Source organism: Amycolatopsis sp. NPDC054798 (genome assembly GCF_053611505.1).
The window spans coordinates 67,323-83,158 of the sequence record NZ_JBSHAM010000016.1 but is presented as its reverse complement, the minus strand read 5'-3'; the positions used below and the strand labels follow the sequence as shown (position 1 = coordinate 83,158).

Genomic DNA, 15,836 nt, shown 5'->3' with positions numbered 1-15,836 from the left:
GTCATTCATCGCCAGCCCGTCCTTCTCCCGGAAAGTCCTCCTTGCCAGGGTCGTGCAACACCAGGTCGATGAGACTGCTCGCGTCCATCGATTCGATCGAGTCGCCTTTCTCTTCTCCGGCAACCGGATCCGGCCGGGCTCCGGCGAGTTCCAGCAGGGTGTCCAGCACTCCCGCGTCGCGCAGGCGCGTCAGGGGAACGGTCAGCAGCAGGTGCCGGATCCGGTCCTCGCTCCGGTCTCCGGGCAGGTCCGGAACCAGTTCCGTCCGGAGGTGCTTCGCGAGGGCCGCCGGCGTCGGATAGTCGAATACTAGAGTGGCGGGGAGCTTCAGCGCGGTGACAGCGTTCAACCGGTTGCGCAGTTCCAGTGCCGTCAGCGAGTCGAAGCCGATTTCGCTGAACGCCCGATCGGCGTCCACCTCGTCCGCGCCGCCGAAGCCGAGCACGCCGGCGACCTGCGTCTGCACGATCTCGACGAGCACGGCTTCCTGTTCGACGGCCTCGGAAAGCCCGGCGAGCCGGTCGCGCAGGGCGTCCACCGAATCGAGGTCGGCCTTCGCGGCCCGAGCCGCGGGCACGCGGACCAGGTTCCGCAGGATCGCCGGAACCCCGCCCGGTCGCGTCCGGAACGGCGCGACGTCGAGGTGTGCCGCGGCGACGATCGCCTCGTCCGCGCCGAGTGCCGCGTCGAACAACGCGATGCCGTCCTCAGCCGACAGCGGTGCCAACCCGGCTCGGCGCATCCGGTCGACCTCGGCTGTACCGAGGCCGCCGGTCATCTCGCTGGTCTGCTCCCACAGACCCCAGGCCACCGACACCGCCGGCTGGCCGAGCCCGCGACGGTGCTGGGCAAGCGCGTCCAGGAAGGCGTTCGCGGCCGCGTAACTGCCCTGCCCCGGTGCGCCGAGCACGCCCGCGAGGGACGAGAAGAGCACGAACGCACCGAGTTCGGCGTTCTTGGTCAGTTCGTGCAGGTTCAGCGCCGCGTCGGCCTTAGGCCGCAGTACCGCCGCCAGCCGCTCTGGGGTCAGCGACTCGACGACGCCGTCGTCCAGCACACCCGCGGTGTGCACGACACCAGTCAGCGGATGCTCTGCCGGAATGTTCGCTAGGAGATCAGCCAGTGCGTCCCGGTCGGCCGCGTCACAGCCCGCGACGGTGACCTCGGCACCGAGCGCACCGAGTTCCGCCACCAGCTCCACCGCCCCCGGAGCCGCGATGCCGCGACGGCTGGCGAGCACCAGGTGCCGGACGTCGTGCGCGGCAACGAGATGCCGCGCCACCAATCCGCCCAGAGTGCCGGTGCCGCCGGTGATCAGCACCGTGCCCACCGGGTCGAATACCGGTGCCTGGGCCGCGGGCTTCGGGAGACGGCCGAGCCTCGGCGCTTGGATGCTGCCGCCGCGCAGTGCCAGCTGCGGTTCGTCGTGCGCGAGCGCGGCCGGGAGCTTCCGCAGCGAGGCGTCGTCGTCATCGAGGTCCAGCAGCACGAACCGGCCGGGGTGCTCCGATTGCGCGGAACGGACCAGCCCCTGCACCGCCGCGCCCGCCAGGTCGTCGGCCGCTCCGTGAGTGACGAACACGAGCCGGGCCGCCGACAGCCGCTCGTCCGCCAGCCACGTCTGGACCAGCGCGAGGGCGTCGCGCACGGCGTTGTGCGCGGCTGTCGTCCCGCCTTCGACCAGCACGAAGTCTGGTATCTCTGCGAGCGCGGTCAGGTCGGCGCAATGGTCGACCTCGACCCCGCTGAGCCCGAAGAGGCCCTTGAGCCGGCCGATCTGCTCGCCGAGCACGGTCAGCCGCAGCTTGCCGTCCGCAGCGGCTCCGGACAGATCCGTCCAGTTCAGCCGGAACAGCGAATCGGCGCCGTCCGGACGCGCGGCCCGGACCTGACCGGCCGACACCGGCCGCAGCACCAGCGAGTCCGCCGACAGCACCGGAGCACCGGTCCCGTCCGCGATCTCCAGCGCGACCCCGTCCGCACCGGCCGGGGAGAGCTTGACCCGGAGTTCGGCGGCGCCCGAGGCGAACAGCTTGATCCCCGTCCACGCGAACGGCAGCCGGGTCTCGCCCGGTCGCGGTTCGCCGGAGAGACCCAGCGCGTGGAGTGCCGCGTCGAGCAGTGCCGGGTGGATTCCGAACGCGCCGGCGTCGGTGCCCAGCCGGACCTCGCCGAAGATCTCGTCGCCGCGCCGCCACGCCGCGGTCAGGCCCTGGAAGACCGGGCCGTAGTCGAGCCCGAAGCCCGCCAACCGGTCGTAAAGCCCGGTGACGTCGACCGGCGCGGAGCCCGGCGGCGGCCACTCCGCCAGCTCGAACGACGGGGTCCCGGCGTCGGTGCGCACGACCCCGGTCGCGTGCCGGACCCACGCCTCGCCGAGGTCCGCGTGGCCCTCGGTCCGGGAGTAAACGCTCAGCGAGCGGGCCCCGGAGTCGTCGGCGCCGCCGAGGACGACCTGGACCTGGACGCCCCCGGTTTCCGGGAGCACCAGCGGAGTCTCCAGCGTCAGCTCCTCCAGCACGTCGCAACCGACCTGGTCTCCGGCTTGCAGAGCCAGTTCGACAAATCCCGTGCCCGGGAACAGCACCGCGCCCAAGACGGCGTGGTCGGCGAGCCACGGCTGGGTTTCCAGCGAAATCCGGCCGGTGAACAGCGTCCCGTCGGATTCCGGCAGACCGGTTGCCGCGCCCAGCAACGGATGCCCGGACTCGGTCAAGCCCAGACTGCGCACGTCCCCGCGCGCCGCGACCGGCTCCAGCCAGTAACGCTGGCGCTGGAAGGCATAAGTGGGCAAGTCGACTTTCCGCGCACCGGTCTCGGCGAAGAAAACCTCCCAGTCGACCGCGCCGCCGTGGGCGAAGACTTCGCCGAGGGAAGCGGTGAACCGGTCCAGGCCGCCTTCGTCCCGGCGCAGCGTTCCTACGGCCGCGGCGGTCGTGTCCGTGTCGTCGATCGTCTCCTGCAATCCCTGCACCAGCACCGGATGCGGGCTGATCTCCACGAACACTCGGTAGCCATCGGACAGCAGTTTGCGCGTGGCCTTCTCGAACTCCACGGTGTTGCGCAGGTTCCGGTACCAGTACTCCGCGTCCATCACGGCGGTGTCCAGCGGCTCGCCGGTCACTGTGGAACAGAACGGGATCTCCGCCGAAGTCGGCGAAACCGGTGCCAGCAGGTCCAGCAGCTCGGCCTCGATCTGCTCGACGTGCACCGAGTGCGAGGCGTAATCCACCGGAACCTTCCGAGCCCGGACACCGTCCCGCTCGCACGCCGCGATCAACTCGTCCAACGCGTCGGGATCACCGGACACCACTACCGAACCCGGCCCATTCACCGCTGCCACCGAGAGCCGGTCGCCAAGCCGCGCCCGCACCTTCTCCACCGGCTCGACGACCGAGACCATCCCGCCCTTGCCGGACAAGACCGTCAATGCCTTGCTGCGCAGCGCAACAACTCGAGCACCGTCCTGCAAAGACAAACCACCAGCCACCACAGCAGCAGCAATCTCACCCTGACTGTGCCCCACCACCGCAGCCGGACGCACCCCGTGCGCCTTCCACACCTCGGCCAACGACACCATCACGGCCCACAGAACGGGCTGTACTACGTAAAGCCGCTCCAACGAAGCCCCATCACGCAGAACATCCAGCAACGACCAGTCCACAAAGGACTCCAACGCCGCCGCACACTCGTTCAGCCGCTCCGCGAACACCGGACTCGACTCCAACAGCCCCAAAGCCATCCCAGCCCACTGCGAACCCTGGCCAGGGAACACGAACACCACATCGCCCGAGCCCCCGGAGGTCGCCACCGGCAACGCACCGTCCGCCACCGCGTCGATTCCGCGCAGCAACTCGTCCCGGTCACGTCCCGCCACCGCGACCCGGCGCGCCAGCGCCGACCGGGCCGTGGCCAGCGAGAAGGCCACGTCCACCGTCGAGACGTCCTCGTCCGCCCGGACGCGCGCGGCCAGCTTCCGGGCTTGGTCCCGCACCGCTTCCGGCGTCGCCGCCGAGAGCACCCAGGGCACGACACTCAGTTCCCGGCCCGGCTCGACCGCCGCGGAATCGTCCGGAACATGTTCCAGGACAACGTGTGCGTTGGTCCCGCTGATCCCGAACGACGACACGCCCGCCCGGCGCGGCCGATCCGCTTCCGGCCAGTCCCTGGCTTCCGCCAGCAGCTCGACCGCCCCCGCCGACCAGTCCACCTGCGACGACGGCTCGTCGAGATGCAAGCTCCGCGGCAGAATCCCGTGCCGCATCGCCAGAACCATCTTCATCACCCCGGCGACCCCTGCCGCGGACTGGGTGTGCCCGATGTTCGACTTGATCGAACCCAGCCACAACGGCTGTTCCCGGTCCTGCCCGTAGGTCGCCAGCAACGCCTGCGCCTCGATCGGATCACCGAGCCGGGTGCCAGTCCCGTGCGCCTCGACAGCGTCCACATCAGACGGTTTCAACCCAGCGCTGGCCAACGCAGAACGAATCACCCGCTGCTGCGACGGACCATTCGGAGCCGTCAAACCATTCGACGCACCATCCTGATTCACCGCCGACCCACGCACCACCGCGAGCACCTGATGCCCGTTGCGCTGTGCGTCCGACAACCGCTCCACCAGCAGGAGCCCGACACCCTCACCCCAGCCGGTGCCGTCCGCGGCCTCCGCGAACGGCTTGCACCGGCCGTCCGGAGCCAGACCACGCTGCCGGGAAAACTCCTTGAACAGCTCCGGCGAAGACATCACCGTCGCCCCGCCAGCCAGGGCAAGCGAGCATTCGCCCGACCGCAGAGACTGCACCGCGAGATGCAACGCCACCAGCGAAGACGAACAAGCCGTGTCCACGGTGACCGCCGGACCTTCAAAGCCGAACACGTACGACAGCCGACCCGACAGCACACTGGCCGCGTTCCCGGTCAGCAGGTAGCCGTCGACTTCGTCCGGACTCTGGTCGAAGTCGCCGTACCCGGAGTAGCCCGCGCCGACGAACACGCCGGTTTTGCTGCTGCGCAACGATTCCGGCGTGATTCCGGCGCGCTCGAACACCTCCCACGAGGTCTCCAGCAACAACCGCTGCTGCGGATCCATCGCCAACGCTTCCCGCGGCGAGACGCCGAAGAACAGCGGGTCGAAGTCCGCAGCGGCCTGGATGAACCCGCCTTCGCGCGTGTAGGTGGTGCCGCGATGGTCCGGGTCCGGGTCGTACAGCGCTTCGACGTCCCAGCCGCGGCCGTCCGGGAATCCGGAGATCGCGTCCGAGCCCGAGGCGACCAGCTCCCACAGGTCCTCCGGCGAGCTGACCCCGCCGGGGTACCGGCAGCCCATGGCAACGATCGCGATCGGCTCGTCCACCGACGCCGCCGTCGAGGCAGTGGCGACGATCTCGTCCTCGGCGCCGAAGAGTTCGGTCCGCAGATGCCCGGCGACGGCGAGCGGCGTCGGGTAGTCGAACACCGTGGTCGCGGGGAGCCGGATGCCGGTCGTGTTCTTGAGCCGGTTGCGGAATTCCACCGCCGTCAGCGAATCGAAGCCCATCTCGCGGAAGGCGCGGGTCACCTCGATCGACTCGGGCGACGGGTGACCGAGGACGCGAGCCGTTTCCTCGCGCACGATCGACACCAGTGCCCGCTCCCGCTCGTCCGGGGACAAGCCGAGCAGCCGTTCGCGCAGCGCGGACTCGCCGATCCGGCCGTTTCCGGCGGCGGCCTTCCGGCGGGCCGGTGCCCGCACGAGCCCACGGAACGCGGCAGGCGCCTTCCCGGCCGACTGGTCCGTGATCGTCGCGAGGTCGACGGTCATCGGAGCGAGCAGTGCGCGATCGCTGCGCAGGGCTCGGTCGAACAACGCCAGCCCGTCCGCGTCGGAGAGCGGGAACATTCCGCCGCGAGCCATCCGGGCGATGTCCGCCTCGGACAGTTCGCCGACCATGCCGCGAGACCACGGGCCCCACGTCACCGACACTGCTGGGAGCCCCTGTGCGCGACGCTGCTGCGCGAGAGCGTCCAGGAACGCGTTCGCGGCGGCGTAGTTGCCCTGTCCGGTGCCGCCGAGCAGGCCGGCGACGGAGGAGAACAGGACGAACGCGCCCAGGTCGTGTTCGCGGGTGAGTTCGTGCAGGATCAACGCCGCATCGGCCTTCGGGCGTGTGACGGTGTCGAGGCGTTGGGGCGTAAGCGATTCGATGACCCCGTCGTCGAGCACACCAGCGGTGTGGACGACACCGGTCAAGGGGTGCTCGGCGGGAATCGCGTCCAGCAACTGTGCCAGCGCATCCCGGTCCGCCGCGTCGCAAGCCGCCACCGTCACCTCGGCACCGAGGGCAGCCAGCTCGTCCGTCAGCTCCGCCGCCCCAGGGGCGTCCTGGCCGCGACGGCTGGTCAGCACCAGATGCCGGATCCCGTGTCCGGCCACCAGATGCCGGGCCACCAGACCGCCCAGCGCACCCGTGCCGCCGGTGATCAGCACCGTTCCTTCGGGAGCCAGCGCGGCCGGGACGGTCAGCACCACCTTGCCCACGTGCCGCGCCTGGCTGACGAACCGGAAGGCGTCCTCCGCCCGCCGCACGTCCCACGTCGTGACCGGCAGCGGCCGGATCGCCCCGGACTCGAACAATCCGACCAGTTCGGCCAGCATCTGCTGGATCCGTTCCGGTCCCGCCTCCACCAGGTCGAACGCCCGGTAGGCCACACCCGCGTACTGCTCGGCGACCTGGCCGGGCTCCCGGACGTCGGTCTTGCCCATCTCCACGAACCGGCCGCCGCGCGGCAGCAACCGCAGGCCCGCGTCCACGAACTCGCCCGCCAGCGAATCCAGGACCACGTCCATCCCGGCGCCGCCGGTCGCCGTCCGGAATTTCTCCTCGAACTCCACCGACCGCGAGGAAGCCAGGCGTTCGTCGGCGAAACCATTGGCGCGCAACACGTCCCACTTGCCGGGGCTCGCGGTGCCGAACACCTCCGCGCCCCAGTGCCGCGCCAGCTGCGCCGCGGCCATGCCGACCCCGCCCGCGGCGGCCTGCACCAGCACCGCTTCGCCCGGCCGGAGACCGGCCAGATCGCGCAGCGCGTAGTAGGCGGTCAGGAACACCAGCGGCGTCGCGGCCGCTTCCGCGAACGACCAGCCCGCCGGAACGCGGGTCACCAGCCGTTCGTCGGCCACCGCGACCGGGCCGAACGATCCGGTGAGCAAGCCCATCACCCGGTCGCCGACCGCGAACGCGGAATCCGGACCGGCCTCGGTCACGACGCCCGCGCCCTCGATGCCCGGCAGACCGGCGTCCCCCGGATACATGCCCAGCGCGTTGAGCACGTCGCGGAAGTTCACGCCCGCCGCTCGCACCGCGATGCGCACCTGCCCGGTTTCCAGCGGTGCCAGCACTTCCGGGCATTCCACCAGCCTCAGGCTCTCGAGCGTCCGGTCCTCCGACACGGCCAGCCGCCACGGCTGCCCGGACGGCGGAACCAGGCCGTCTTCGGCGGGCACCCGAGTCAGCCGAGGTGCCCGCACGACGCCGTCGCGCAGGGAGAGCTGAGGTTCGTCAAGGGCCAACGCGGCAGGCAACCGGTCGAGCGAGCCCGGGCTGTCGTCCAGGTCGAGCAACACGAATCGGCCGGGGTGTTCCGCCTGCGCCGAGCGCACCAGACCCCACACCGCGGCCGCGGTCCGATCCCGTACTTCCGCGTGCGGTTCGACGGCGACCGCGCCTTGCGTCACCACCACCAGCCGCGAACCAGCCAGCCTCTCCTCGCTCAGCCAGGACTGGATCAGCGTGAGCACCTGAGCGGGCGAAGCACCGCTGGCGAACACGATTTCCGGAGCGACGTCGGCCAGCGCCGCCACCTCCGGATACCGGTCCGCGTCGACCGCGAGAGCCAGTTCGCCCAGCACAGCCCAGGAGGTCTCCCCGGCCTCGCCGACGGGCGTCTCCGCCCACTCCAGGCCGAAAAGCGAGTCCACGAACCCGGTCGACCTGTTCAGCTGGTCCGCCGAAACCGGCCGCAGCACCAAGGACTCGATCGACGCGACCGGAGCGCCGGTGCCGTCGGCGAGGCGCAGTGCGACCGCGTCCGAACCCGTCGGCGTCAGCGACACCCGCAGCGCCGAGGCGCCCGAAGCCAGGAAGGTCACGCCGGTCCAGCTGAACGGAAGCCCGGCCGGACCCGCCTCCGGACCGGCCGGCGCGGCTCCCAGTGCGTGCAGGGCCGCGTCCAGCAGGGCCGGATGCAGGCCGAAGGAACCCGCGTCGACGTCCTCGGGCAAGGCGACCTCGGCGAAGATCTCGTCGCCGCGCTTCCACGCCGCGGTCAGGCCCTGGAACACCGGGCCGTACTCCAGTCCCACGCCGGCCAGCCGGGGGTAAAGATCCTCGACCGGCACCGCCTCGGCCTCCGCGGGCGGCCACTCGGTCAGCGCGAACGACGGCTCCGGGCCGCCCGGCGAAACCGAACCGGTGGCGTGCCGGGTCCACGGCCCGCCCAGTGCGTCGGCCGCGGCCGGGTCGTCCGGACGGGAGTGGACGGCCAGCGCCCGGCTGCCGGATTCGTCGGCCTCGGCCAGCACGAGCCGGAGCTGGACCCCGCCCCGTTCCGGCAGGACGAGCGGCGCCTCCAGGATCAGCTCGTCCAGCACCCCGCACCCGACCTGGTCGGCCGCCTGCACTGCCAGCTCCACGAAGCCAGTGCCGGGGAACAGCACCGACCCCAGCACCGCGTGCCCGGCCAGCCACGGCTGTGTTTCCAGCGACAACCGGCCGGTGAACACGACCCCGTCCGAGTCCGGCAACGCCAGCGCCGCGCCCAGCAGCGGATGCTCCGCCGACGCCAGCCCCAGCTGACGCGCCTCTCCAGTGCCCGGCGATCCGCCGAGCCAGTAACGCCGCCGTTGGAAGGCGTACGTCGGCAACGGCACCCGGCGGGCGCCCGTTCCCGCGAAGAAGGCCGTCCAGTCCACCGGGCAGCCCGCCGCGAACAGGCCCGCGACCGCTTCGGTGAGCGCTCGCCCTTCCGTCCGGTCCTTGCGCGACAACGGGATCAGGACCGCGTCGTCCCCGGCCAGGGAGTCCTGGACCATCGCGGACAGCACACTGCTCGGGCCGATCTCGACAAACCGCGAGACCCCAGCGGATTCGAGAGCCCGCACTCCGTCGCTGAACCGCACGGCGGCGCGCACGTGCTGAACCCAGTACTCCGCCGAGAACTCGGAAACCAGCTGACCGGACACATTGGACACCACCGGGATGCGCGGCGCGCGGTACTCGACGGTTTCCGCGACGCGGCGGAACTCCGCCAGCATCCCGTCCATCAGCGGCGAGTGGAACGCGTGGCTCACCCGCAGCCGTTTCGCCTGGCGGCCCCGGGCCTGCCAGTACTCCACGACCTCCTGGACCGCGCTCTCTTCCCCGGACACCACGACCGAGCCGGGAGCGTTCACCGCGGCGATCGCCGCTTCCCGACCGGCCAGCAGCGGAAGCACCTCGGCTTCGGCAGCCTCGACGGCGGCCATCGCGCCCCCGGGAAGTTCCTGCATCAACCGGCCCCGCGCCGCCACCAGCCGTGCCGCGTCGTCCAGCGACAGCACTCCGGCCACGTGCGCCGCAGCCAGCTCGCCGATCGAGTGGCCGCCGACGAAATCCGGGGTCACGCCCCAGGATTCGAGCAACCGGGCCAACGCGACCTCGACCGCGAACAACGCGGGCTGGGTGTACTCGGTCTGGTCCAGCAACCCGGCCTCCGCCGAGCCGTCCTCAGCGAACATGATCTCGCGCAGCGGCCGTCCAAGGTGCCGGTCGAGCCGGGCGCAGACGTCGTCGAAGGCTTCGGCGTAGCCCGGATAGGTCCGGTACAGCTCACGTCCCATCCCGAGCCGTTGCGCGCCTTGACCCGCGAACAGGAAAGCCGTCTTGCCCGCGACAGCGATCCCCTCCACCGCAACGGTCCCACCCTCGGCGAGCGTGTCCACTTCGGACAAATACTCGTCGCCGAAGACGACCGCCCGGTGTTCCAACCCCGCCCGGCCGGTCGCCAACGAGTACGCGACGTCCGCCGGGTGCAGAGCCGGGTTGGCCCGGATGTGCGCGGCGAGCCGTTCGGCCTGTGCACGCAACGCGGAGCGGTCCTTGCCGGACAGCACCCACGGCAGGTCGCGCGGCGTACGGTCCGGCTCGCCGCCGCCGGTTTCCTCGCCTTGTTCCAGGATCACGTGCGCGTTGGTGCCGCTGATCCCGAAGGACGACACCGCTGCCCGCCGCGGGCGGTTTCCGTCCGGCCATTCCCTGGACTCGGCCAGCAGTTCCACCGCGCCGGCGGACCAGTCCACGTGCGGTGACGGTTCGTCGATGTGCAGGCTCTTCGGCAAAACCCCGTGCCGCATCGCCAGAATCATCTTCATCACCCCGGCGACGCCCGCCGCCGCCTGAGTGTGCCCGATGTTCGACTTGATCGATCCCAGCCACAACGGCTGTTCCCGATCTTTTCCGTAAGTCGCCAGCAACGCCTGCGCCTCAATGGGATCACCGAGCTTCGTGCCCGTCCCGTGCGCTTCGACGGCGTCCACATCGGACGGTTTCAGCCCGGCATTGGCCAGCGCAGCCCGGATCACCCGCTGCTGCGACGGACCGTTCGGAGCCGTCAGCCCATTCGAAGCACCATCCTGGTTCACCGCACTGCCGCGCAGCACAGCCAGCACTTCATGCCCGTTACGCCGGGCGTCCGACAAACGCTCCACCAAGAGCAGCCCGACGCCCTCGCTCCAGCCGGTGCCGTCGGCGGCCGCCGCGAACGGCTTGCACCGGCCGTCCGCAGCCAAGCCGCGCTGCCGGGAGAACTCGACAAACGTCCCTGGGGTCGACATCACCGTGACCCCGCCCGCCAGCGCGAGCGTGCATTCCCCGGACCGCAGCGATTGCGCGGCCATATGCAGGGCGTATAGCGACGACGAGCAGGCGGTGTCCACTGTGACCGCCGGGCCCTCGAGTCCGAAGACGTACGAGAGCCGTCCGGACAGCACGCTGGTCGCGATCCCGGTCAGCAGGTGGCCGGCCACCTCGTCGGCTGTGGTGCCGGCGGCGTGTCCGTAACCCGAGTACCCGGAGCCCACGAAGACCCCGGCCCGGCTGCCCCGCAGGGACCGCGGGTCGATTCCGGCCTGTTCGAACGTTTCCCACGCCGTTTCGAGGAGCAGCCGCTGCTGCGGGTCCATCGCGAGGGCTTCCCGCGGCGAGATGGCGAACAGGCCCGGATCGAATTCGGCGGCGTCAGAGAGGAAGCCGCCGGCGCGCGTGTAGCTGGTGCCCTGGTGTTCCGGGGCCGGGTGGTAGAGCGCGTCGAGATCCCAGCCGCGGTCGACGGGGAACTCGCTGATGGCGTCGACACCGTCGGCGACCAGCCGCCACAGGTCGTCCGGCGTGGCCACCCCGCCCGGCAGACGGCAGGCCATGCCGACGATCGCGATCGGTTCGTCCTGCGCGGCAACCGTCACCACCGGTGCCACGACCTGCTCTTCCCCGCCCAGGACTTCTTCGCGGAGGCAAGCGGCGACCGCGGTGGGGGTCGGGTGGTCGAAGACGACAGTGGAGGGCAGCCGGACGCCGGTCTCCGCGGCGAGCCCGTTGCGGAACTCGACCGCCATCAGGGAGTCGAAGCCGAGTTCGCGGAACGGCCGCGCGGGATCGACGCTGCCCGGACCGGGATGCCCGAGCACCTTCGCGGTTTCGGTGCGCACCAGCTCCAGCAGCACGCTGTCCTGTTCGCCCGCGGTCAACCCGGCGAGTCGTCCGGCGAGCGGCGAGGAACCGGAACCGGCGGCCGGTTCCGTCAGCACCTGCCGCACTTCCGGCAGGTCGGACAGCAGCGGGCTGGGACGGCCGGACGTGAACGACGGGGCGAACAACTCCCAGTCCACGTCGGCGATCGCCACGGACGCGTCCGCCGACTCCAGCGCCTGCTGCAGCGCCGCGATCGTGCGGCCGGGCGCCATCGGCGCCAGCCCGCGACGGCGCAGCTGGACGGCCCCTTCCGCGTTGACCATTCCGCCGCCCGCCCACGGCCCCCAGGCCACTGCGGTGCCAGCGAGGCCACGGTCCCGGCGCTGCTCGACAAGGGCGTCCAGGAACGCGTTGGCCGCCGCGTAGGCCGCCTGGTTGCCGCTGCCCCACACCGCGGCGATCGACGAGAACACGACGAAGGCGTCCAGCTGCCGGTCGCCGAGGAGTTCGTCGAGGTTCGCCGCGCCGCGCACCTTGGCGGCCAGTACCTCTTGGAGGTTCGCCGGGGTGCTCTCGGTGAACGGCGTCGAGTCCGGCGCGCCCGCCGCGTGCACGACGGCCGTCACCGGGAATTGGGCCAGCAGGTCTTCCACCGCGGCGCGGGAAGCCACGTCGCACGCTGCGATCGTCACCCGGGCGCCCAACGCGGTCAGCTCGGCTTCCAGCTCAGCCGCGCCGGGAGCCTCGCGCCCCCGACGGCTGGTCAGCACCAGATGCTCGACGCCCTGAGCCGCCAGCCATCGCGCCACGCGCGCGCCGAGCGCACCCGTGCCGCCGGTCACCAGCGCGGTGCCTCGCGGGACCCAGCGATCGCTGTCGGCCGGGGCTTCGGCGCGCTCCAGCCGCCGCCCGAACACCCCGTCCGCGCGGATCGCCACCTGGTCCTCTTCACCGGACAGCACCGCGTTCAGGTGCGCGAGCACCGGCTCGTCCACCCGGTCGGGCAGATCGACCAGACCGCCCCACAGCTGCGGATGTTCCAGCGCCGCCACGCGGCCGAGGCCCCACACCGCCGCTTGCGCGGTGCTGGACACGGTGTCTCCGCGGCCGACCGACACCGCACCCCGGGTCACTGCCCACAGCCGCGCGTCGCTGCCGATGGTGGTCAGGGCCTGGGCAAGAGCGACCGTCGCCGCCAGACCCGCAGGGACCTCCGGGTAGCCCGGCAGCGGTTGTTCGTCGAGCGCCAGCAGTGACAGGACGCCCGTCACCGGTCCCTCGGCGATGGCCTGCCGCAGCTGATCGGCAAGCACGTCGGGAGCGTCCGTCGCGGAAACCACCAGACGGCGCGCGGGGAGTCCTGCCGTCCAGTCTTCCGGCTGGCCCTCGGGAACGAGGACCAGCCAGGTGTCCGAGATGGTTTCCGCTGGGGCGGGAGTGAGCGGTTTCCAGGTGATCCGGTACCGCCACTGGTCCACAGTGGACACACTGTCCTGGTTCCGCTTCACCGGCTCCAGCCAGTAGCTCTGCCGCTGGAAGGCGTAGGTGGGCAGGTCGATTCGCCGCGCGCCGGTGCCCTCGAAGAACTGGTGCCAGTCCACCGGAGTGCCGTGGACGTGCAGTGCAGCGACAGCCTCGACCGCCGACTGCGGTTCGGGCCGGTTCTTCCGCATCGCGGGGACCAGCACCGCGTCGGCGGCCAGGCAGTCCTGGATCATCGCGGTCAGCGTGCTGGACGGACCGATCTCGACAAACCTGGTGACCCCACTGGCTTCCAGCGCGCGGACGCCGTCGTAGAACCGCACGGTGTCCCGGACGTGACGCACCCAGTAGTCGGCGGAAAACTCCGACACCAGCTCACCGGTCAAGTTCGAGACCACCGGAATCCGCGGCTGGCCGAACTCGATTCCCTCCGCCACCGCGCGGAATTCCTCCAGCATCCCGTCCATGAGATGCGAATGGAACGCGTGGCTCACCCGCAGCCGCTTAGTCCGCGGCCCCTTCGACTCCCACCGCGACACCGCCTCTTCGTCGCCGGAGAGCACCACCGAATCCGGCCCGTTCACTGCCGCGATCGACACTCCCGGGCCCGGTTGCACCTCGTCCTCAGACGCCTGCACCGCGAGCATCACGCCGCCAGCGGGCAACGCCTGCATCAGCCGTCCTCGCGCCGCGACCAACTTCGCCGCATCCGCCAACGACAAAACACCAGCCACATGCGCGGCAGCCAGCTCGCCGATGGAGTGTCCGCCGACAAAGTCAGGGGTCGCGCCCCAGGACTCGAACAACCGGAACAACGCCACTTCAAACGCGAACAGCCCCGGCTGCGCCACCCCGGTCTCATCCACCAGACCCGGGTCGTCGCCCCACACCACATCCCGCACGGGAGCGTCGAGGTGCCGATCCAACTCGTCGCACACCTCGGTGAAAGCTTGCGCGAACACTGGGAAAGCCTCGACCAGCTCCCGACCCATCCCGGCCCGCTGAGAACCCTGGCCGGAAAAGACAAAAGCCGTCCGGCCCTTAGCCGCCATCCCAGTGACACCGCGGCCCTCAGCCAGCGCGGCGACGCCCGTGAGCAATTCGTCCCGGTCGGCGCCCACCACTGCTGCCCGGTACTCCAGCGCGGCCCGGGTGGTCGCCAGCGACCAGCCCACATCCACCGGCGAAGCATCGTCCACACTGGACACCAGCCGACGCGCCTGCTCCCGCAACGCCTCCGGATTCCTCGCCGACAACACCCAAGGCACCACACCCAGCTCACGGCCAGGCTCCGCAACAGTCTCCTCGGGAGCCTGCTCCACGATCACGTGCGCGTTGGTCCCGCTGATCCCGAACGCCGACACCCCAGCGCGACGAGGCTGGTCCGCCTCCGGCCACGGCCGCGACTCGGCCAGCAGCTCGACCGCACCGTCCGACCAGTCCACATGCGACGACGGCTCATCAACATGCAAACTCTTCGGCAACACCCCATGCCGCATCGCCAAAACCATCTTCATCACCCCGGCGACACCCGCAGCCGCCTGAGTGTGTCCGATGTTCGACTTCACCGAACCCAGCCACAACGGCCGCTCGCGCCCCTGGCCGTAAGTCGCCAGCAACGCCTGGGCTTCAATCGGGTCGCCCAAAGTCGTCCCAGTACCGTGCGCCTCGACAGCGTCCACATCAGACATACCGAGACCCGCGTTGGCCAGCGCCGCCCGAATCACCCGCTGTTGCGAAGGACCATTCGGCGCGGTCAATCCATTCGACGCGCCGTCCTGATTCACCGCACTGCCGCGCACCACCGCGAGCACCTGATGCCCGTTGCGCTGCGCGTCCGACAACCGCTCCACCAAAAGGATTCCGACGCCCTCGGAGAACCCCGCGCCGTCCGCCGCCTCGGAGAACGACTTGCAGCGACCGTCCGAAGCCAACCCGCCCTGCCGCGCGAACTCCTCGAAAATCGCGGGCGTCGACAAAACCGTCACGCCACCGGCTAACGCCAGCGAACACTCCCCGGCGCGCAACGACTGCACGGCAAGATGCAGCGCCACCAACGACGACGAACACGCCGTGTCCACCGTGACCGCGGGGCCTTCAAAGCCGAAGAAATACGAAACCCGTCCGGACAGCACGCTCGCCGCGTTGCCGGTTCCCAGATGGGCTTGGCTTTCCGGCGGGGCTTCGCCGCCCACCCGGTACAGGTAGTCCTGGCCGTTCGTGCCCGCGAACACCCCGGTCGCGCTGCCCCGCAACGAATCCGGCGCGATCCCGGCCCGCTCGATTGCCTCCCACGACGTTTCCAGCACCAGCCGCTGCTGCGGATCCATCGCCATCGCCTCGCGCGGGCTGATCCCGAAGAACGCGGGATCGAACTCACCCGCACCGGACAGGAACCCGCCCTCGGGGTGATAGAAATCCGCCGGGTCCCAGCCGCGGTCCTCCGGAAACCCGGAAATCCCGTCCGCTCCGTCGGCGAGCATCCGCCACAGGTCGTCCGGCGAGGCGACCCCGCCAGGGAAACGACAGGCCATCCCGACGATCGCGATCGGCTCCCGCGCCTTGTCCTCGACCTCGCGCAGCCGCTCCCGAGACTGCCTGAGCTCGCCCATCACCCACTTGAGGTGATCGAGCAACTCCTGGTCATTCCCC

1 protein-coding gene is annotated in these 15,836 nt (G+C 70.7%); it reads right to left on the bottom strand.

The window, feature by feature from the left end; genetic code table 11:
• Position 1: 1 nt before the first annotated feature.
• Positions 2–15,799, bottom strand: a complete 15,798-nt coding sequence (locus ACWGIC_RS13180) for an SDR family NAD(P)-dependent oxidoreductase (protein ID WP_452076150.1) — start codon at positions 15,797–15,799, stop codon at positions 2–4.
• Positions 15,800–15,836: the final 37 nt, after the last annotated feature.